The sequence below is a fragment of the Magnetospirillum sp. genome (genome assembly GCA_027532905.1).
Lineage (GTDB): Bacteria > Pseudomonadota > Alphaproteobacteria > CACIAM-22H2 > CACIAM-22H2 > Tagaea.
Window position 1 is genome coordinate 12,579 of record JAPZUA010000002.1, and the last position, 20,327, is coordinate 32,905.

The 20,327-nt window shown below is 58.3% G+C and carries 15 protein-coding genes; 10 read left to right on the forward strand and 5 right to left on the reverse strand.

The genetic code is table 11. From position 1 onward, the window contains the following. Positions 1 to 28 precede the first annotated feature (28 nt). From O9320_08025 to O9320_08040, 4 genes are all read left to right on the forward strand, one after another. A complete protein-coding gene (locus O9320_08025) occupies positions 29 to 1,684 on the forward strand; it encodes a Na/Pi cotransporter family protein (GenBank protein MCZ8310785.1) in 1,656 nt (551 codons plus the stop codon). 113 nt (positions 1,685 to 1,797) lie between these two features. Further along, complete coding sequence (locus O9320_08030; GenBank protein ID MCZ8310786.1) at positions 1,798 to 3,150, forward strand: extracellular solute-binding protein; 1,353 nt, start codon at positions 1,798 to 1,800, stop codon at positions 3,148 to 3,150. After that, positions 3,147 to 4,856: an iron ABC transporter permease gene (locus O9320_08035; protein MCZ8310787.1), complete on the forward strand. Its 1,710-nt coding sequence runs from the start codon at positions 3,147 to 3,149 to the stop codon at positions 4,854 to 4,856. Before O9320_08030 ends, O9320_08035 begins: the two co-directional genes overlap by 4 nt. 8 nt (positions 4,857 to 4,864) lie before the next feature. Continuing rightward, a complete protein-coding gene (locus O9320_08040) occupies positions 4,865 to 5,959 on the forward strand; it encodes an ABC transporter ATP-binding protein (protein MCZ8310788.1) in 1,095 nt (364 codons plus the stop codon). A gap of 94 nt (positions 5,960 to 6,053) precedes the next feature. On the opposite strand, the gene O9320_08045 is transcribed toward O9320_08040, so the two are convergent. Then, positions 6,054 to 7,991, reverse strand: a complete 1,938-nt coding sequence (locus O9320_08045; protein ID MCZ8310789.1) for a PhoX family phosphatase — start codon at positions 7,989 to 7,991, stop codon at positions 6,054 to 6,056. A 354-nt stretch (positions 7,992 to 8,345) separates the two neighbouring features. Continuing rightward, the gene (locus O9320_08050; GenBank protein MCZ8310790.1) at positions 8,346 to 10,517 is read right to left on the reverse strand and encodes a MobA/MobL family protein; all 2,172 of its coding nucleotides are present in this window, start codon (positions 10,515 to 10,517) and stop codon (positions 8,346 to 8,348) included. Positions 10,518 to 10,951: 434 nt separating this feature from the next. Between O9320_08050 and O9320_08055 the strand changes: the two genes are divergently transcribed. Next, positions 10,952 to 11,407: a hypothetical protein gene (locus O9320_08055; GenBank protein ID MCZ8310791.1), complete on the forward strand. Its 456-nt coding sequence runs from the start codon at positions 10,952 to 10,954 to the stop codon at positions 11,405 to 11,407. Between the two features lie 93 nt (positions 11,408 to 11,500). Then, positions 11,501 to 12,787: a site-specific integrase gene (locus O9320_08060; GenBank protein ID MCZ8310792.1), complete on the forward strand. Its 1,287-nt coding sequence runs from the start codon at positions 11,501 to 11,503 to the stop codon at positions 12,785 to 12,787. 784 nt (positions 12,788 to 13,571) lie between these two features. Here O9320_08060 and O9320_08065 read toward each other — a convergent pair. Next, positions 13,572 to 14,339: a glucose 1-dehydrogenase gene (locus tag O9320_08065; protein ID MCZ8310793.1), complete on the reverse strand. Its 768-nt coding sequence runs from the start codon at positions 14,337 to 14,339 to the stop codon at positions 13,572 to 13,574. Positions 14,340 to 14,528: 189 nt separating this feature from the next. Between O9320_08065 and O9320_08070 the strand changes: the two genes are divergently transcribed. The 4 genes from O9320_08070 to O9320_08085 all read left to right on the forward strand — a co-directional run bounded on the left by O9320_08070 (position 14,529) and on the right by O9320_08085 (position 18,700). Beyond that, entirely contained in the window at positions 14,529 to 15,200 is a 672-nt protein-coding gene (locus O9320_08070; GenBank protein MCZ8310794.1) for a TetR/AcrR family transcriptional regulator, read from the forward strand. A 363-nt stretch (positions 15,201 to 15,563) separates the two neighbouring features. Then, positions 15,564 to 16,526 carry a thiamine pyrophosphate-dependent dehydrogenase E1 component subunit alpha gene (locus O9320_08075; protein ID MCZ8310795.1) on the forward strand — a complete coding sequence of 321 codons (963 nt, stop codon included), beginning with the start codon at positions 15,564 to 15,566 and terminating at the stop codon, positions 16,524 to 16,526. A gap of 2 nt (positions 16,527 to 16,528) precedes the next feature. Further along, positions 16,529 to 17,503, forward strand: a complete 975-nt coding sequence (locus O9320_08080) for an alpha-ketoacid dehydrogenase subunit beta (protein MCZ8310796.1) — start codon at positions 16,529 to 16,531, stop codon at positions 17,501 to 17,503. A gap of 21 nt (positions 17,504 to 17,524) precedes the next feature. Continuing rightward, positions 17,525 to 18,700, forward strand: coding sequence for a dihydrolipoamide acetyltransferase family protein (locus tag O9320_08085; GenBank protein MCZ8310797.1), 1,176 nt, complete (start codon positions 17,525 to 17,527; stop codon positions 18,698 to 18,700). Here O9320_08085 and O9320_08090 read toward each other — a convergent pair. Together O9320_08090 and O9320_08095 are read right to left on the reverse strand one after the other, a co-directional pair. After that, on the reverse strand, positions 18,694 to 19,500 hold the full coding sequence (locus O9320_08090; GenBank protein ID MCZ8310798.1) for an enoyl-CoA hydratase: 807 nt from the start codon (positions 19,498 to 19,500) through the stop codon (positions 18,694 to 18,696). The two genes, O9320_08085 and O9320_08090, sit on opposite strands and share 7 nt — an antisense overlap. Positions 19,501 to 19,535: 35 nt before the next feature. After that, entirely contained in the window at positions 19,536 to 20,324 is a 789-nt protein-coding gene (locus O9320_08095) for an enoyl-CoA hydratase-related protein (GenBank protein ID MCZ8310799.1), read from the reverse strand. Positions 20,325 to 20,327: the final 3 nt, after the last annotated feature.

The following is a 20,327-nucleotide window of genomic DNA, read 5'->3' on the forward strand; positions in this document are numbered from 1 at the left end:
CTATGCAGCTTCGGAGTTGATTGAAAAAGTGATCTATCCGACTGGGTTCCTGGCGCTTCTGGGCGCGATCGCACTGCTTCTATGGGCCACGCATCTGGTCAAAAGCGGCGTGGTTCGGGCTTTCGGCGGGGAACTGCGCGTCATCTTGGCACTCGCAGCAGGCAACGCACCGCGCGCCGCTGGTCTTGGGTTGGGAATTGCGCTGGCGTTGCAAAGCTCGACCGCCACGGCATTGCTTCTGACATCCTTGGCGACGCGCGGTTTTATTGCGCTTGCCCCGGCGATCGCAGTGATGCTCGGTGCCGATGTCGGCTCCAGCCTCGTTGTGCAGCTCCTGTCTTACGATCTCAAAGCGCTGGTCCCGGTGCTGCTGACGGCGAGCATAGCCGCGTTCATGATCTCAAGCTCGGCCCGCGTGCGTAAGATCGGGCGGATCGGCATTGGATTGTGCCTGATCGTGCTGTCGCTCAGCATGATCGTGGCGGCAACTGCGGATTGGCGCGGCGGCGGTACGCTCGACATCGTGCTGTCGCGTCTGGGCGACGAGCCGGTCTTGGCGATCGTCATTGCGGCTTTGCTGGCATGGGCGATGCACTCGAGCGTGGCATTTGTGCTGCTCGTCTTGGCGCTGTCGACGTCGGGTGTGGTGTCGGTGCAGATTGGGCTGTATCTGGTTCTGGGCGCCAATGTTGGATCGGGCCTGACTGCGCTGGCATTGGTCTGGCGCGAATCCACCATCGCGCGCCGCATCGCTCTTGGCAATCTTGGCTTCCGCCTGATTGGTGCCGTCCTCGCGCTTGCTGTTCTGCCGTTCGCCTGGCCGCTGATGGCGCAGATCGATTGGCCGCCTGCACAGCTATTGGCGGCCGCCCATGTCGGCTTCAATCTGGGGCTTCTTTTTCTTTTTCTCCCGTTTGTTGCGCTGGCGGCGCGGCTTCTGGTCAGGCTTGTCGTTGCCGACGAGAAGGCGGCGGGCGAATACAAGGTGCTGCATCTCGACGAAGCGCTGCTGACTACGCCGCATCTGGCGCTGGGAGCGGCGTCGCGTGAGGTGTTGCGGCAGGCAGAGCGGGTCGAGACTATGCTTGGTGAGACGATGCTGACTTTTAACGAGGCGGACGGAGCGCGCCTCAAGGCAATTCGCAAGCTCGATGACGAAGTCGATGGCTTTCAGGATGCCATAAAGCTCTATCTCACGCGCCTGACGCGCCAGCCCTTGACTGAAGCCGACGCGCGGCGAGCGTTCGACCTTATTCTTTTCACCACAAACCTCGAACATGTAGGCGACATCATCGACAAGAGCCTGCTCGAACTCGCTGCCAAGCGTCGGCGCTCGGGCGTTTCATTCTCGCCCGAAGGCTGGCGCGAACTTAACGAATTTCATGCCCGCGTCGTCAAGCAGCTCAAGCTTGCAATCGCCGTGTTCATGACCAACGATCCGGAGATGGCGCGCGAACTGATCCGCGAGAAGGATCAGATTCGGTCCGCCGAGCGCGTGGCGATGGAAAGCCATCTTGCGCGATTGCGCGAAGGCGCTGTCGCCTCGCTGGAGACGAGCGCGCTGCATCTCGACATCTTGCGCGATCTCAAGCGCATCAATTCACATCTGGTTGCCGTTGCCCACCCCATTCTCGAAGCCGCCGGGGAGTTGCGCGGCTCGCGCCTGACGTCGCCTGCGGCTTGAGCATCTCGTGGTCCTTTCGCTTCGCTCAAGCCGACTGTATCGTTTGCGTAAACGACCTTGCGGCCGTCGATGGCCGCAAAGGAAAAGATCAAAACCAAAGAGGAAAGCCCCCGATGCCGAACCGACGCTTTGCAATCTGTGCGACCGCTGTAACCGCCGTTGCCCTGGCGCTTGGGCTCTCGATTGGCGACGCCCATGCCCAAGCCCCCAGCGGCAAAGTGACCGTCGTAACCTCCTTTTCGAAGGACGTAACGGATCCATTCAAAAAGGCGTTCGAGGCGGCCGTTCCGGGCGTCACCCTTGAAGTGCAGAATCGCAATACGAATGCCGGCGTGCGTTTCGTGCAGGAAACCCGCGCCAACAATCAGGTCGATCTTTTCTGGGCGTCGGCGCCCGATGCGTTCGAGGTCCTTAAGCGCGCGGGGCTTCTCCAGGCGCACAAGCCCAATACGCCGGGCATCCCGGCGAAGCTCGGGCCCTACAACATCAACGATCCCGACGGCATGTTTTTCGGTTTCGCCGCGTCGGGCTACGGCATCATGTGGAACGAGCGTTATACGCGCGCTAACCGTCTGCCCGATCCCAAGGAATGGTCCGATCTGGGCAAAGCCGTCTATTTCGATCACGCCATGATCACCACGCCGTCGCGCTCGGGAACCACGCACTTGACGGTGGAAACCATCCTGCAGGGCGAAGGCTGGGACAAAGGCTGGGCAACTTTGAAGGCAATGTCGGGCAATATGCGCACGATCACCGACCGCTCCTTTGGCGTGCCCGATGCCGTCAATTCGGGCCAAGTCGGACTTGGCGTCGTGATCGACTTCTTCGCGTTCTCGGCGCGTGCGGCAAACTTCCCAGTCAAGTTCGTCTATCCGACCGTCTCGACAGTCGTGCCGGCCAATGTCGGCATCATCGCCAATGCGCCCAATCAAGCTGCGGCGCGAGCCTTCGTCGATTATCTTCTGTCCGACGCAGGCCAAGAGCTTCTGCTGATCCCGGCGATCAGCCGCTTGCCTGTGAATCCGGCGATCTATGCCAAGGCGCCGGAGGGCTACCCCAACCCGTTTACCGGCGCCATCGGGTTGCCAGGGTTCGAATTCGATGTCGGCCTTTCCGAGCGACGCTACGCGGTCGTCGATGTGCTGTTTGACCAGCTGGTGACCTTCAATCTCGAGCCGTTGAAGGCGGTCACCAAGGCAATGCACGATGTCGAAGCGCGCCTCGCGCGCCGCGACAATGCGGCCGCGCGTGCCCGACTGGCAGAGGCCCGTGCCCTGATCTCGGCCATGCCGATCACGGCGGAGCAAGCCGCATCTGAGGAAATTCGCGCGTCGTTCCAAGCGAGCACCCCGCAGGCCAAGGCCCCGCGCCAAGCCGAGCTCGAGCAGCAATGGTCGAGCTTCGCCAAAGAGAAGTATGCCGCCGCGATGGCCAAGACCGCCGAAGCGGCGCGGCTCGCACCTTGAACGCAACTGCCGCCGCCGCTGTTTCGCGCAGGCAAGCGGTTCCGCTCGGCCAGTATCTGCTGGCCGGGGCGGTGGCGGCATTTCTGCTTCTGTTTCTGGTCGTGCCGGTCGCGACGGTGGTCGTCGTCGCTTTTGTCGATCCGCGCACGGGCAGTTTCACGCTCGTGAACTTCGCCGATTTTCTACGCAACGATCTATTCGTCCGCTCGCTCTGGAACTCGATCTATGTTTCGACAATGTCAGTTCTCTGGGGCACGGCGTTTGCGCTGCCGCTGGCCTACATCACCTCGCGCTTCCAGTTCCGAGGGGCAATACTGATCCAGACGCTGGGGGTCGTGCCGCTGATCATGCCGCCTTTTGCCGGAGCGGTCGCCATGCAGCTGCTGTTCGGGCGGAACGGAACCTTCAACCTGTTGCTGGGCGATTGGTTCGACATCAACATCCCGTTCATGGAGGGCTTGAACGGCGTCATTCTTCTGCAGGCTGTCCACTATTTCCCGTTCATTCTCCTCAACGTTTCGGCGTCGCTTGCAAATATCGACCGGGCCATGGAGGAGAGCGCCCAGAATCTCGGCGCTTCGGGCTTCCGGCTCTTCGCCAAAGTTGTCTTTCCCCTCGCGATGCCGGGATATGTGGCGGGGGCCAGCCTCGTCTTCATCAAGGTCTTCGACGACCTTGCCACGCCGCTGCTGCTCAACGCCAAGGACCTGCTCGCACCGCAGGCCTATCTGCGCATCACCTCGATCGGATTGAACGATCCGATGGGCTACGTCATTTCGGTCGTGCTGATTTCGGTGTCGATGCTTGCCATGTGGATCGCCACCTTTGCTACGCGCGGGCGCGACTACGCCACCGTCCAGCGCGGCGGCGGTGGCCTTGCTAAGCGCGAGATGAAAGGGTTCGACAAGGTGGCGGCCTATGGCGTCGTGATTCTGATCCTGGCATTGACGCTTGCGCCGCATGTCGGACTGATTTTGCTGTCTCTCGCCACGGTCTGGTCGTTCGCGCCTTTGCCGGACGACTACACGCTCGCGCATTACGGCAAGGTGCTGACCGAGAGTCCGCAATTCATCTGGAACACGCTGATCTATTCGACGCTGGCGGGCATCATCGCCGTCGTCGTCGGGTCGGCGATCGCGTGGCTGGTGCAGCGCTCGAAGATCCCCGGTCGGCACATGCTCGACTATCTTGCGATGGGCGCGCTTGCCGTACCCGGCGTGGTGATCGGCATCGGCTATCTGCGCACCTATTACGGCGTGACGCTGCCCTCGGGCCAATCGCTTGCCACGTTCTGGTTCATCATTGTGATCGCTTTGGCCGTGCGGCGGCTTCCCTACGCGTTGCGCGCCTGCACAGCGGGGCTGCAGCAGGTCTCGCCGCAGCTCGAAGAAGCGGCCGAAAATCTCGGGGCGACCAAAGCGCGCACGGTGCGACGGATTCTTCTGCCGCTGATGGTCGGCGGCATGCTCGCTGGATTTGTCACCGCGTTCGCCACTGCTTCGGTCGAGCTTTCGGCCACTATGATGCTGGTGCAGAACACGTCCGACGCGCCGCTGGCCTACGGGCTTTACGTCTATATGCAATCTCCTGCGGGCCGCGGCCCTGGCGCAGCTCTTGGTATGATCGCGGTCGCGATCGTGGGCTTGTGCACCTTTCTCTCCCACTGGCTGCTCGACCGTGAGCGGTCGGGTGCAGTCAAGAACTGAGGCATCGCATGTTCGAGAAAGCAATTGCCCCGATCAATGCGGCGGGCGTTCTTGTCGAGGGCGTGAACCTCTCCTACGGCGCTACGCATGTGCTCAAGGACGTCAATCTCGAAGTGAAGCCGGGCGAATTCTTTGCATTCCTCGGACCGTCCGGCTGCGGCAAGACCACGTTGTTGCGACTCATCGCTGGTTTCAATATTGCGCAGTCGGGCCGGGTGATGATCGGCGATAGAGAAATTTCCGCGCTCCCGCCGTGGAAGCGCGATGTCGGCATGGTCTTTCAATCTTATGCGCTATGGCCGCATATGACGGTCGCCAAGAACGTCGCCTTTGGGCTCGAAGAGCGCAGGCTGCCGAAAGCCGAAATCGCCCGGCGCGTGGCATCGGCGCTCGAACTCGTTGGTCTTGGGCATCTTGCCGAGCGCCGGCCCTCGCAGCTCTCGGGCGGGCAGCAGCAGCGCGTGGCCGTGGCGCGGACCGTGGTCATCGAACCGAAGGTCCTTTTGCTCGACGAGCCATTGTCGAATCTCGATGCCAAGATGCGCGTGCAGGTACGCCGCGAACTTCGCGACTTGCAGCAGCGCTTGGGGCTGACGACAATCTTCGTCACCCACGACCAGGAAGAGGCCAACACGATCTGCGATCGCATCGCGGTGATGAACGACGGCGTCATCCAGCAGGTCGGCACGCCCATGGAACTCTACGAGAAGCCAGCGAATCTCTTCGTCGCGGGCTTTCTGGGAGCCGCCAATATTCTCGAAGGCGAGGTGCTAACGGACGGGACCGATCGCATCTTCAAAATCAAGGGCGGCGCCAAACTGCCGATCCCGCGTGGCGTCGCTGCGAGCGATACCGCGAGGCTGGTCTTTCGTCCGCAATACGCCGATCTGGTTCTTGCAAAGGCAACCGACGCCGATAACGCGCTGACGGGCAAAGTCGTCCATCGCGAATTTCTTGGCGCCACGGTGCGCTATAGCGTGACCCTGAGCGGCAGCGAAGTGACTGTCGAGGCGCCGTTCCAAAGCGTGTCGAGCCTGATCGAGGTTGGAGCTTGGGTCGCAGTCTCGTTGGCACCGGAACGCATGCAGTTCCTGGCTGCTTGAGCGTCCAGGAACTGCATGCTTTGAACCTATAGCTTTTGAATCGTTGTCGCGTCGGGCAATCCTCGAGCGCGAACGCTGATTGTGCGGTTTTCCTTCAGCTGCCGATTTCGCCACCGTCGATTTTCTCGATCGCGACGACCGACGGACGCGGCGGCATGTCGGGGCGGAAATCGGGCCATCGCGTCGACGGGTTTTCGAAGTTCGAGCCGCGGGCCTCGCCTGGATGCTGGATCGCGAGGAACAGCGTCTTGCCGTCGGGCGTGAAGCAGGGCCCGCAGACTTCCGCCCCCGACGGCGCGCCGTAGAGGCGTTTAGTCACGGCGCGGCCGGGCCCTTCGAGCTCGGTCGCAAAAACTCCGTCGGATCGGGCAGGCACGGCTTGCGTCGGCATGCCGTCGGTCGCGATCCACAAGCGCCCCTTCGGATCGAAGGCGATGTTGTCGGGCGCTGCGACCCAGCCATGCGGCCCCACGCCGGGGCCGTACTTCGTCCGCGCGGCCGGATCGGCGGGATCGCCTGCCAGCAGCAGGATGTCCCACCGGAACGTATCGGCCGCATGGTCGGCGCGCGGGCCGCGGCCGCCGGGCGGAATCATCTCGACGATATGGCCCGTGCGGTTGTCGGCGCGCGGGTTGGGACCGTTCGCGCGCGTGCGCGCGTCGGTCGCGTCGGCGGTAGCACGGCGTTCGTTGGAGGTGCACACGACGTAGGTGCGTCCCGTGACGGGATCGGTTTCGACGTCTTCGGGTCGATCCATCGGCGTCGCACCGACGAGATCGGCAGCGCGGCGCGCTTCGATCAGCACGTCGGCTTGGCTTGCAAAGCCATTGGCGGCCGTAAGCGGCCCTTGGCCGTGCACGAGCGGCAGCCAGCGCAGCGTGCCGTCGGTCTGGAACTGTGCGACCGACAGCGTGCCGTCGTCGAGAAGATCGCGATTGGCGCGCCGGTTCTTTGGATCGTAGGTGCCGCGCGTGACGAAGCGATAGACGTATTCGAACCGCTCGTCGTCGCCCGAATAGACGGCGACGCGCCCGTCGGGACACACCACGCAGGTCGCCCCCTCGTGCTTGAAGCGCCCCAAAGCCGTGCGTTTGACCGGCGTCGACTGCGGATCATAGGGATCGTATTCGACGACCCAGCCAAATCGATTGGGCTCGTTCCAGTTCGTCTCGACCTGGAAGCGTTCGAAGTAATTGGCCCAGGGCGCGCCCTGCCACGGCGACACGCCATAGCGGCGATGGTTGGCCGCCTCCGGCGTCTTCGACGCGTCGCCGCCAAAATAGCCGTTGAAGTTCTCTTCGCCCGACAGAACCGTTCCCCACGGCGTTACACCGCCCGCGCAGTTGTTCAGCGTGCCCACGACGAGCGTGCCGGTGCGATCCTCGTTCGAGCGCAGCCGCGGATGGCCGGCTGCCGGTCCCGAAACCCGGAACGCGGAACCCGCCGCGCTGAGGCGGCGATTGTAGCGGCTGTCTTTGACTACGCGCCAAGCCCCGTCGATCTTGGCGATCTCGACTGTGCTGAGGCCGTGCGCCGCCATTTCGACTTCGCACTGTGCTTTGGTTTGGTTGCCGCGCTCGCCGATGCCCGGGAACATCAAGTTCCCGTTGCAGTATTCGTGGTTCGCATGCAGCAGGCCGCGCGTGGAACTGCGCGAGCCGTAGGGCAGGGGGAAGAACCACATGAAGTCGTTGTTGTAGCCGAATTGGCGTTCCTGTTTGGCGCCGGTCTGGGCGGTTGGATCGAACTCGGGCGCATTCGCGAAGATCGGATCGCCCCAGCGCAGCACCACTTGGCGTTTGTAGCCCGGCGACACGTGGTCGTTGGCGTCGAGATCGCTCGTCGCGTCGGCAAAGCGCAAGGCTGTCTGCCGCGTTTGGGCTTCGGCCGGCATTGCCGCCGCAAGGCCAACGGAAGCCGCACCCGCGAGCACGGCGCGCCGCGACAGGCGTTCGGCCGCAATGTCGGCAAATACACGCCCCATCGGCCGCTCGATGCCGTAGGTTTCGGGATCGTCGTTTGTATCTGCCATTCTCCCCTCCCAAAACAATTTATGACATTTATGTTACTGACGGGTCGCGGTACGTGCCAGCGCAATTCGAATTTCCCTGCGTTTGAAGCCGATTTCGACACGGGTGTCGAAGTGAATTGAATATCACGAGAGATTTGTGACCTGACCGGTTTCCTTTCCAAACTGATTATTTCAATCAGCCTGGTCCATGAAAACCCGGTCAGGTCAACGCCTCCCCCTGGCCTCAGCCGAGATTTATTCGGCACACCCCCTTCTGCGGAGGCACCCCGCAGCGCACCGGTTTTGCGTCTCGCTCATGGGCGTTCCCTTCTGTCACTGAAGGGCGGGGGCCTTATCCCCGGCCGCGTAAGATGGTTACATCTCATGGTTTGAGTTTCGGCTTCGATTTTTGCTTTGCTGGTTATTGAGAAGGTCAGCGATACTGTCACTCTGGCGTGTCGTGGACGTCGATTTCTCAGGTTGTTTTGACGAAGATTTTGAAGTCTGCTCCGAAGCTAGATGAGCATCTTTTTCGGGATTTTGCTGAATGCTTTTTGTTAAAAGACTTAGTGGTCTGCGAGATTGAGTCGGATTTGAATACATCTGGTCTGCCGAGAGCCTTAGCGCCCCACGGTTCGAACCATGGAGAAACTGTCGATTCTGGGCTTGCGTAACGGAAGTCGTTTGACTCGGAATTGTTGTATTGATGGAGTTCTGAGCTTTTTCCCCAGTCCCCGCTTCGGCTTGGGAATTGGACTGTCTAAGTCCTTCCCTCGCTGCCTCTCTTTGATTTATGACCTTGGAAATCCGTTCGAAATTTTCAATTCGCCTTTTGAGACTACTCAGCGCATTTTCAGCTTCTTCGAGCGCACTGCGTAGACGTCGCGTAAGATTCTGAAAGTCGCAATCGAGCAATTGACGCAAACTAATCACTGTTTTTATGTCAGAAATACCTTCGTTTTTGGCGACGCTTTCGGCAAGACGTGTGTAGGCACCATCGTCGTCGAGAGACGATAGATAGCCCAGATATCTTTCTAAAACGGTGGCAGATGGTGAGAAATTTTTGTTGTTTTGCCGTTCTCGTCCGCGCGCTCGCGTGATGGCTTGTTCCGTATGCGGATGCGTAAGGGGGTAGTGTCTTGCTCGGATTGAGTCGTAAAGCTGCAGAAGAATATTTGAGGCTAAATCAATTGCGGACAGCAACCGAGTTTCCTCTGTTTCGATCATTTTTTGGTGATTGCAATTGGTGATCGACGGCTGTTTTGGAGAGTCCTTTTGGTAGGTTTCTAAGATAGCGATAGCATCAGAGCCTAACTTCTCGAACAGTCTTCGGAGGCTTTCGATCTCGGCATCATCTTGGGCCTCGATGATCTCGATGTTTTTCTTTTCTGTTTTTGACAGAATCCCGTTGCGCGATAGAGCTGTTTCCTTCGGGCCGCGGTGATGCAGCGGCGCGACTTCGATCCCCAAATCCTTGTATGTACCCTCGAAAAATAGTCTCTCGGGTTTTTCGCCGCTGAGCAATGCCGTCTCGACAAGTTGTGAATTCACCGTATCAGCCATTCTTTTTTTGAGAAATTTTATCCAAGCCTCGCCTTGCGCAGTGCGATCTTTTTTGTCGGATAAGCGCTTTTCTTTTTCGATATCTTCTGAAAAGGGACGATCTGAATAGATTATATGAAAATGAAAATTTCTCGGATCGCTGCCAATTTCTACGTCCGGCTTGTGGCACACGGCCCAAAATGGAAGGCGTTTCTCTTCGAAAATCTTACAAAACTCTTCCATTATCCTTCGGCGTTCGCTCGCAGAAATCCAGTGAGGCAGCTCACCAATGATTCGACATTGGAGCCGCGCGTCGGCTCTCCGTTCGAACTGTGCAAGGTAGTTCCAGAACAATACCCGCTCAGAGGAAGTTGCTCCAAGATTGCCAAAAGAGATTTCTCCCTTTGCGTCGGATTCAATTGATTTTTCGCGTGTCTTTTCGTTCTCGCCCGTTCGCTCGAGATAAGCTTGGAACCTTGATGCTATCGAGTCTTTTTTGAAGTTCGACGCTTTGTTGTTCTCAAGCGCTCGGGAAATCGCTGCAAAATTTGATCGTAGTTGGATGCCTATAGTAGTCTCAAGAAATGGATGGTTTGGCGCGATTGTCCACACGCGGTGGCGCGAATTTCGGATGACACCTTTGACTTCATTTAGCGCTACGAGATCGCGGCGTTGCGGATAAAGTGCAACGCGCTTGCCTGAGAGCACCGATGGTGGAAGAGAGAATGTTTTTTGACGAGACACAAACGTGTGGGAAAAATGAAACGGTGCAAGTTTCAACGAATTCTGCATCCATTTAGGGAGTTTTTGTCCGTTCGGAATGTGCTCGACGCGATCACCTGCTGGAGCCGACCTGCGGGCTCTGGAAAGGATTCGGCGGCGGAGATACAACGCTGGCTGACCGCGCGATCGCGAACCTGCTGACTCGAGCAGCGTTGCCTCATGTTCGTCGAGTTGTCCCGCCTTGAGCCGATCCCATTCTGAGATGTCTTTACCCTTTGCCATCTTTTTTGCTCCTTCGCGTCGTCGCAGAAAATTGCACGACGCGTTATTGCGCTTCCCGTCAAGCCTCCGGCTTGACGGGAAGTAATCGTCGGCCTTCGGCCGATGACCTGCTGTTCGCGCCGCCTTCGGCGGCGGCAGAGACTGATCGACCGCACGTGGATGTCTTAGCCCGATCGGCCTTAACATCCAGTGCGGCGGAAGGCGGAATTGGAAATTTGGCGTCTGACGCGGTTACCGCTCAGAGAGAGAGCAGTCGTGTTTACGCGATGAGCGTCGTTGAATCATGAAAAAGGCCGTCTTCGGAAAATGACCCTGGAGCTTCAGCGACTGTCCGTGACAATGGTCCGGGCACCAGAATTGGAGCCTCCGGCGCGCCGGATTTTAAGAGGCTCTATGCATACTGACATGGTCGTAACCCTACGAAAGGTGATGCCATGCCCCAAGATGAAAGCGCCGCAACCTCAAAGCAATCCAAGAGTATTCTTGCGCTCAACAACACGCTCGCGCGCACGCGTTCGGCTATTGGAGACAGGGAGAACGAGATCGAGAAGTTGCGGGAGAAGGAGTCTCGAGCACTCAAGCGTCTAAAACAGTTGGAACTCAAAAACTTCAGCAAGGAGGTGACCAAACTCCAGAAGTCGCTGCCGACGGACACGGGCTTTTCAATTTCTGCCCTCGGCGAGATTGCAGCCCTTGCCGCTGTCAGAAACGTTTCCGCAGGTGATTTGATGCATTTTGTTCTTACGTCGCGTGAGGATACTTCCCCCGAGGCAGGCGGTGCGTCGACATCGGCTCAAACGGCAAAAAGCCAGCCCGACACCCCAACAATCCTCCCGAGCGACCGCCCGTCGAAGCTTTCGACCAAAGAAAATGAAACTGAATCAAGCTAGTAGGAGTTAACCTTTTCAGACGCGCTTCCGCCGCGGCCGATTTTAAGACGGTTGCCCCCATGATGGGATGCGTCGATCATGGGGAAGCAACCAATGGCCTTCTATATCTATCGTCGAAGTTGGGAGTCCGCAGGCGGGCGCGGGACCGCGTTTGTCGTAGAATTTCGCGAAAATGGTGAGAGCCGGCGGCGTCAGTTTCCGACTCGCGCGGCCGCATGCGCATACGCTGCTGCCCCTAGGACTCCTACTAGCGGGCGAGATACCGCTGAAATCTCATTCAAAGAAATCGCCGAGATCTACCTATCCGAGACGAAGTTCAGCGGCCTCGAAGTTAGCACCGTGAATCAGTACCGCTGCCATGTATCTGCGCACCTGAATCCAGCGTTCGCCGATATAAGGCTTCAGCAACTCACTCGCGACGTAGTCATCACCAAAACGAGCGAATTGCGGGAAAGGCTTTCGCCTGTACAGGCGAAAAACGTCTTTCAGACGATGCGTCGGATTTTCAAGTTCGCAATGGTTCGGGGCCACCTGAAAGAAGATCCGTCGTCTGGATTGCGCGGCGGATCAAGGCGAAAAATTGGCTTTTTGCGGGAGGGCAACATGGAAAACAATGAGCGGAAGCATCGGTTTTTGACCAAATCGGAGTTGGGTACTCTTACAACTGCCCTGGGTGGGGTAGGTCCAAAAGGCCCATTGCCCTTGAGCAATGTGATCGTATTTTTGAATATCGCCCTCTTTTCCGGGCTCCGCGCATCGGAGATTCGCGGGCTATCCGTCGCGGATCTGAATCTTGACGCTCAGCCGGCCACGATTTCTGTAAGGCGCAGGGCGGATCATCAGCGGAATCTGGGGCCGCTGAAGACGTATAGCAGTGCCAGGATTGTCCCAGTCCCGAGCCGGTTGGCGATGCTTTTGCGGCATTGGATTTCCAAGAAAACACTGGGTCCTGCGGATCTAATTTTGTCGGTGCGAGCCAAGCCGATCAACCCGAACAACTTCTATAATCGCGATTTCTTTCGATTTATGAATGATGTCGGGCTGATTTCTGGGGCGCCAGAAACGGATGAGGGCGACCAGTCGGATAAACTGAGAAAGGCAGACAAAAGCGGCTCAACCTCTCTTAGGCCGGCTTTTACGCTGCATTCCCTGCGGCATACATTTGCATCGATTCAAATCGATATTGGCCTTGATCCGAAGCGAATTCAGGCGCGCATGGGGCACTCGAATATTCTGCACACGCTCAATTTCTACGGTCACTTGTGGCGAGATCCGGCGCGAGATCTTCAGGAAATGGACGAGATTTCGAAAAAAATCGAAGAGATTTCGGCTTCGGTGACGGGCGCTGACGTCGAGTTTTTGCCGAGTGAGGACGAATGATTTTCAGAATTTTCCGGCGAATTTTGAGCCGAAACTGAAAAATAAATTTGCGTGGAGGATTTTATTTATGGTATAAAAATTGTGCGAGTTCCATCGACGGGAAATTTTCTCCTCGCAAGGTCCTCTCAATACTGTATCAGGTACTTTGAATATGGCACTTGCAATAGAAATCATAATCCCTTGGTCGGGGGTTCAAATCCCTCCGCCGCTACCAGTTTAGAATCAATAACTTAGCTTGATTCAAGAGGGGGCTTAGGCCCCCTTTTTTGTTGTTTTGCCCAGCTGTCTAACCCATTGATTTATCGATGTTCAGAAAACGGCAGAAATACTCAGTGGTACATCGACGGTACTGAGGTCACCGAAACTGCCGCGGCCTCTGACCAAGGGAATACTGATCCCCTAGTCGGCCGGCGCCCAACTCTTCTCCTATCTCTGAAAATCGGGACTGTCAGAAAGAGCGATGTTTTTCATGCAGCAGCATTCTTTCCAGAATTCTATCTTAAACCGTGGCTTGATAGCGCAGGAAAGCTGCAATAGTTTTCGCTTCGCCGCGAAAGGCTCGTTATTGACAAAATGCATCCGTCTCAAATCTGCGACCAGCGCGACATCAACACATTTGAACATTCAATGCTTCAAAATCGGACAAAGAAAGATAACATCTGGCACACGAGATTGGTTGTATTTTTCAACGTTTTTTTCCCGTAGACGATTCTCAGATGAGGGTCGGAATGGATCTTTCAGAACCCTTTCGGTCCGTCACGATAGTGAACTCAGGCTCTTGGGTTCATGCCTCAAATACGAGGCTGTGACCGGCATCAACGACAAGCGTAGATCCCGTCATCCAACTTGACGCGTCGGAAGCGAGCAGGAGCAATGGACCATCTAGATCAGACGGATCAACAAACTTTTTTAGCGGAATCTGATCAATAAGTTTTCCAGCTTTCCGATCGAAGAACTCTTTGCTGAGATCGGTCTTTACGTATCCAGGCGCAATTGCATTTACGCGAATTCCCTTGCGGCCCCATTCAAGTGCGAGCGATCTGGTCAGGCTGAGCAACGCAGCCTTTGACGCAGCGTAGATTGCAACACCCAGCGCGCTCTGCAGAGCGAGGATCGACGCGATGTTGATGATCGATCCTCCGGAGAGTTTTGCATCGACCAATCGCTGCGCAGCGGCCCGAGCAACATTGGCGGCCCCGATGAGATTTGTATCGAGTACTTGCCGCCACTCACCTTCGTCTCTGTCGAGCATTCGTTTAGTGGCAGCAACCCCCGCGTTGTTGACGATGATCTGGACGGGGCCCATAAGCTGCCACGCCTGTTCGAAAGCGGCTTCGATGGATGCATCGGATGTGACGTCCATCTTGACTATTTCGGCGCGCCCGCCGCCAGCTTCAATCTCTCCTCTTAAAGCCTGGAGCTGCTCAACTCTCCGAGCTGCCAGGATCACATTCGCGCCCGCTCCAGAAAGTGTCTTTGCAAAGCTTCGCCCCAGACCCGACGATGCACCTGTTACGAGCGCTGTTTTTCCCGATAGATCGAAATTGGCCATTGTTGCCCCGCCCGAACATGATTGGGTCTGCGTGGAGCGATTGTATGATTGGAATGGCGGGGTGTCGATCCTACTGCCGCGAGTAGATGCTTCGTGCAGCCATTTGGGCTGCATAGCTTGCAATTGACAATGTCTTCGGGGGTATGACAAAAGCTCGTGTTTTCAAACGTTAAGTGATGATCGACCGGCGTGCAGCAGAAAAAGAAGTTATCCGAACGGCGTATTGTGAAGATCCGTCAGGGCAAGCCCCGCTCGACACGAGCTGAGCGGGCTGAGCGCGTGCGTGACGCCCTTTTCAAAGCGGCCGCAGAGGTCGTCGGCAAGTATGGATACGTCGGTGCCTCGATTTCTCGGATAACCGCGAAAGCCAAGGTCGCTCAGGGGACCTTTTACAATTATTTCGAATCGCGACAGCACCTTCTTGATCAATTGCTGCCTGTGCTCGGCGAGGGAATGCTGGACTATATTGCAGCCGAGACGCGAAAATGCACCAGTGAGCGCGAGCGGGAAGAAAAGAGATTCAGCGTTTTTTTTCAGTATCTGATCGAAGCGCCAGAGTTCTATCGAATCTTAAACGAAGCCGAACTTTTTGCTCCGACAGGGCACCGTGAGCATCTGGAAAACATTTCCGCCAAATACCTGCGTGCCTTGAAGCGCGCCTGGGCGGCGGGCGATCTGCCGGGATACGAGGAGGATGAACTCGAAGCCATCGTGTTTGTGCTGATGGCTGCTCGCAGCTATCTGAGCCTTCGCTACGCTTATTGGGATGGCAAAGTGAAGCAACCGCCCGAATCGATGTTTCGAGCTTACGGGAAATTCATTCGACACGGACTTTTCGGCGGTAGGCGCTCGAAGCCCTAGGGCAAGTTTTCGGTCGATTTCGTGAAATGTTGAAATTCACGTCCGACGATTGATGCGCAGAAACATTCTCGGCAAAATATGAATATCGACTCATAATTCATAACTATTGACCGCAATATTTGATGTCGATAGCCTATTCAACGTGAATGGGCGGGTGCCTTTCTGTCCTGCGGCCCACGGTGACAAGCGGTTGTACGGATTGGAATATCGCCATGCAGTACAGACCTAGTTCCAAAGCGGCAATTGGCCTTCCGCGACACGACCAAACCCAATCTGGCAGGCAGATGGGCGTGTCCGGGATGCTTGTGGCGGACCAGATCGGCCGGTCGCCCGAATATGCAAAGGTCAGAAAGCTGGTTTGAGATGCCCGCGATCGAAAATACGAAACTTCTTTCGCTCTATGAAACGATGGCGCTGGTGCGCCAAACCGAGCTCCGGCTATCGCGTCTTTTCGCCGATGGGGAGGTGCCGGGTTTCATTCATCTGAGTATCGGTCAGGAGGCCGTTCCGGCAGGGATCGGGGCGGTTCTTCGCGCCTCTGATACGATCGCTTCGACCCACCGGGGCCACGGCCATGCGTTGGCCAAAGGTATGCCGCTTGATCGGTTCTTTCTCGAGATCATGGGAAAGGAAGAGGGCGTTTGCGGCGGCCGCGGCGGCTCGATGCACGTCGCTGATCTTTCAATCGGAATGCTCGGCGCAAACGGCATCGTCGGTGCCGGAATTCCGATCGCGCTTGGCAGCGCGTTGGCGCATCAGACCCGTGGGACCACCGACATCGCTGTCGTGTTCTTTGGTGATGGCGCGATGGCTGAGGGCGTGCTCCACGAAAGCCTCAACCTGGCTGCGCTGTGGAAGCTGCCACTCCTGGCTGTTTGCGAGAACAACGGCTGGGCAGAGTTCTCGCCGACAAGCCGTCAAGTCGCCGCCAATCTCGCGGATCTTTCTAAAGCCTATGGGATCCCGCACGAGGAGCTCGACGGCAATGACTTCGAGGCGGTGTGGCTGGCGGCCGACCGCGTTGTTGCGGCTATTCGCGGTGGCGGTGGCCCCTTTGTGCTCGAATGCCGGACTACCCGCATTCGGGGTCACTACGAAGGCGATCAACAGAAATACCGGGAGCCGATTGCGGCTCTTGGCCCCGATGACGCGGTCGCGCGGGCGCGACGAAAGCTGATTGATTCGGGAGTCTCGGTGGCTTCGCTCGAAGCGATTGAAGCCGCAATTGAAAGTCGGATCGACTCGGCAGTCGAAGCCGCCCGTATGGGACAGGCCCCCGATTATGCGCGCGCGTCTCGAGACGTGTACGCGCCGGTGAGGAGCTGACGATGGCCGAGGTCAGATATGGAAAGGCAATCGGAAACGCGCTGACCGATGCCATGGCGGAAGATCCGTCGGTCATCCTTCTGGGCGAAGATATCGCTGCGGCAGGTGGGCCTTTCGGCGTCACTAAGGGCCTTGCGGAGAAATTCGGAGAAGGCCGCGTCCGGGATACGCCGATCTCCGAGGCCGCGATTGTGGGGGCCGCGGTTGGAGCCGCGTTGTCTGGTCTGCGTCCGGTCGTTGAAATCATGTTCATGGACTTCATGACATTGACGATGGATGCGCTTGTCAACCAAGCCGCGAAGGCCCATTTCATGTTCGGCGGCCAGCGGTCAGTGCCGCTCGTTATCAGGACCCCGCATGGCGGCGGACTGAATGCCGGGCCACAGCATTCCCAATGTCTTGAGGCTTGGTTCGCACATATCCCCGGTCTGAAGGTTGTGTGCCCAGCGACCGTTTCCGATGCGTACGGCCTGATCCGGAGCGCCATCGCCGATCCCAATCCGGTCGTCGTCGTCGAAAACAAAGCGCTTTATGGGATGAAGGGCGAGCTTCCGGACAAGCCGCAGGCTGTGCCGATCGGCAAAGGAAACATCGTCCGGTCGGGACGCGATCTCACGATCGTTACGTACGGCGCGTTGGTTCATACCGCGCTGGATGCCGCGCAGATCCTCGAGGCCGAAAAGATCGATGCCGAGATCGTCGATTTACGCTCCATCCAGCCTTGGGACGAGGAACTTGTGCTTTCGTCGCTTGCGCGCACGCACCGGCTCATTGTCGCGCACGAAGCAGTCGAGGCGTTCGGGGTTGGTGCAGAAGTTGCCGCCCGTATGGCTGATATTGGCTTCGATGAACTCGACGCTCCGATCCTTCGGGTGGGGGCACCGTTCATGCCCATTCCTTTCGCCAAAAGTCTCGAAGTTGAATGTCGGCCGGACAGTAGCCGCCTCGTGGCGGCGGCGAAAAAGTTGCTGGTCTGAAATCGCGGGAAGCGCCCAACAATGAAACCCGGCCAGAACATCCTCATGCCGAAGCTCGGTCTCACGATGACCGAGGGGCTCTTGGCCGAGTGGAAGGTCAAGCCCGGCGACCGTGTCGCGCAAGGCGACATCATCTGCGTCGTCGAAACCGAAAAGATTGCCAATGAAGTCGAGGCGCCGACTGCAGGTGAAATGATCGAACTTCTCGTCCCGGCGGGAACGACTGTGCCGGTCGGGACCGCAATCGCATCCTGGACTGGCGCCGGAATGGCGGCTGCGGATGGCGATTCCGCGCCGCCGCCGGTCGCTGACGCCGAACCATCGACGGTTCTCCCCTTATCCCGGAACCCAGGCAGCCGCATACTCTCGACGCCGCTTGCGCGCCGATTGAGCCGTCAATCGAATGTTGATCTCGCAGTCGTCGCCGGATCGGGCCCGCGCGGGCGGATCAAAGCAGCCGACGTACTCGCTGCGATTTCGCAAAGGCCGAGACGCGTCGCTTCGGCCGACGGCGGGTTTTCGCAGGCCGACAGCGTTCAGCTGGCGATCGCCAAGCGACTGTCGGCGGCTAAACGGGATATCCCGCATTTTTACGTGGCGACCGAGGCGGACGTGGCTGCCGCCTTGTCGCTGCGCGAGCAGCTCAATTTGGGTGCATCGCGGCGGCTCACGCTTACCCATGTCGTTGTATGCGCGGTTGCGCGCGCGCTGACCGAGTGCCCGGACGTAAATCGCGTATGGCGAGATACTGGATTCGCCAAATTCGAATCGATCGATGTCGGAATCGCCGTTCAAACCGATCGAGGCCTTATGGCGCCGGTGTTGCGCGACGCAGGCCGCATGGATCTCGATGAAATCGCAGCAACGTCGGCCGCTTTGATCGAGCGCGGCCGCGCCGGCCGGCTTACCTTGGACGATCTCGCGGGTGGTTCAGTGACCGTCTCAAACGTGGGAATGCACAACGTCACATATCTGACGCCGATCGTGAATCCGGGGCAGACGGCAATCCTCGGCGTCGGGAGCGTGCGCGACACCTTCCGGCCGGGTGCGCGCGGCGAAGCGCTGTTGAAACACGAACTCGGCTTGGTGCTCGCCGCCGATCACCGGGTGCTGGACGGAGTCGGGGCGGCAAAATTTCTGAACCGAATCGTCCACTACATCGAAAATCCGGCGGCGTTGATGCGCAAGCCTCAATAGCCCTTAAAATTCGGCTCCCGTTTCTCCGCAAATGCGGCTCGACCTTCCCGGTAGTCTTCGCTCTTGAAGCAAGCGGCGACGAGCGCATCCACCTTCGATACGTCCCTTGCCGCAACCGGCTTCACTATTTCGTTGAGCGCCGCCTTCGCGGCCCGAAGCGTGATCGGTGCGTTTGCCGCGATCCTGCGGATATAGTTTTCGGACTCCTGCGCGAATGTGGCTGCGTCAAACACGGCATTCAGGATGCCGATCGCGCCGGCCTCCTTCGCGTCGATGATTCTCGCGCTCATCAAAAGATCCGCTGTCTGGCTTATGCCGATCTTTTTTGCGATTAGTTCGACTCCGCTGAAGGCGTAACCGAGGCCCAGACGTGCCGCTGGTATGCGGTACCTGGAGTCGGTAGCGGCGATTCGCAGATCGCAGCACATGGACAGGCCGAACCCGCCGCCAAAGCAGATTCCGGAGATCGCGGCGACGGTCGGTTTGCAGGCATTCGCGAGCGCCGCCGTACCGGCGGAAACGGCTTTTTCGTAGCTGGCCACGGCATCGTCGCTATCCCGCATGGCGCCGAACTGCGAGATGTCGGCACCGGCGCAGAACGCGCGCGTGCCGTCGCCACGCAGCACGATGACGCGTATGTCGGGATCTGCTTCGGCCGCCCGGACACTGTCCGCAAGGCTGGACCACATCTCAAACGTCATCGCGTTCAGTTTGCTCGGCTGCGATATCGTCAACGTCGCGGCTCCGCCCGATTTGCCGTAGAGGATACGCGGCGAAGCGGGAGTTTCACTATTCGGCATCGGTCTCTCCACTGGATTGAAGTGCCTTGGGGGGCCTATCTGCCCGTAAATCTCGGCCGACGCTTTTCCCTGAAGGCCTCCTGGCCCTCGCGAAAATCTGCGCTTGCGTCGCAGGCGGCAACGAGGCGGGCAATTTCGGCCCGCTCCGAATCGCTTACCGTTGTCCGCATTGTGGCGATAGACCGCTTGATCGCCGCCATAGAAAGCGGCGCGTTTCCGGCGATTGCGGCGATATAGGCGTCGGCGCGTTCCCAAAATGAACTGGCGGGCCACACCCGTTGAACGATACCGGCCAAAAGGGCCTCATGAGCTGGAAGGGGAAGGCCGCTGAGCAGAAGGTCGGCGACAGCACTTCTTCCGATTTTCGTTCCGAGGACAAGCACCTCGTCGAGCGAATAGCCGATCCCCAGTTTCGCTGCCGGAACGCAGAAGGCCGCCGTGTCTGCGGCCAGGCGGACGTCGCATGCCATCGCGAGGTTTAGGCCGCCTCCGTAGCAAATTCCTCCAATTGCAGCGATCGCCGGTTTGCCGAGGCATTCGAGGGCGCGCTGGACTTGCATGCAGACCCCCTCGTAAGTCGCGATCTGCTCGGGGGTCGAACGCACAAGCTGGAACTCCGATATGTCGGCACCCGCACTGAAAGCCTTGTCGCCTGCGCCGCGAAGCATGACGACTTGGATGTTGCGGTCGTCGTTCGCATCCGCGAGGGCGTCGTGCAGTTTTTCCCACATGCGGAGCGAAATCGCGTTTCTGCGCGACTCGTTCGAAATTGTGATCCGAGCGACGCCCCCTTCTTTGCTGAAGTTTACGGTGCCCGTTTCCATGGT

Excerpts from the sequence above, each read along its gene's own strand:
- O9320_08050 (MCZ8310790.1), bottom strand. The coding sequence starts at position 10,517 with ATGGCAAAGGGTAAAGACATCTCAGAATGGGATCGGCTCAAGGCGGGA.
- O9320_08040 (MCZ8310788.1), top strand. The coding sequence starts at position 4,865 with ATGTTCGAGAAAGCAATTGCCCCGATCAATGCGGCGGGCGTTCTTGTC.
- O9320_08095 (MCZ8310799.1), bottom strand. The coding sequence starts at position 20,324 with ATGGAAACGGGCACCGTAAACTTCAGCAAAGAAGGGGGCGTCGCTCGG.
- O9320_08045 (MCZ8310789.1), bottom strand. The coding sequence starts at position 7,991 with ATGGCAGATACAAACGACGATCCCGAAACCTACGGCATCGAGCGGCCG.
- O9320_08030 (MCZ8310786.1), top strand. The coding sequence starts at position 1,798 with ATGCCGAACCGACGCTTTGCAATCTGTGCGACCGCTGTAACCGCCGTT.
- O9320_08090 (MCZ8310798.1), bottom strand. The coding sequence starts at position 19,500 with ATGCCGAATAGTGAAACTCCCGCTTCGCCGCGTATCCTCTACGGCAAA.
- O9320_08075 (MCZ8310795.1), top strand. The coding sequence starts at position 15,564 with ATGCCCGCGATCGAAAATACGAAACTTCTTTCGCTCTATGAAACGATG.
- O9320_08085 (MCZ8310797.1), top strand. The coding sequence starts at position 17,525 with ATGAAACCCGGCCAGAACATCCTCATGCCGAAGCTCGGTCTCACGATG.
- O9320_08065 (MCZ8310793.1), bottom strand. The coding sequence starts at position 14,339 with ATGGCCAATTTCGATCTATCGGGAAAAACAGCGCTCGTAACAGGTGCA.
- O9320_08055 (MCZ8310791.1), top strand. The coding sequence starts at position 10,952 with ATGCCCCAAGATGAAAGCGCCGCAACCTCAAAGCAATCCAAGAGTATT.
- O9320_08080 (MCZ8310796.1), top strand. The coding sequence starts at position 16,529 with ATGGCCGAGGTCAGATATGGAAAGGCAATCGGAAACGCGCTGACCGAT.
- O9320_08060 (MCZ8310792.1), top strand. The coding sequence starts at position 11,501 with ATGGCCTTCTATATCTATCGTCGAAGTTGGGAGTCCGCAGGCGGGCGC.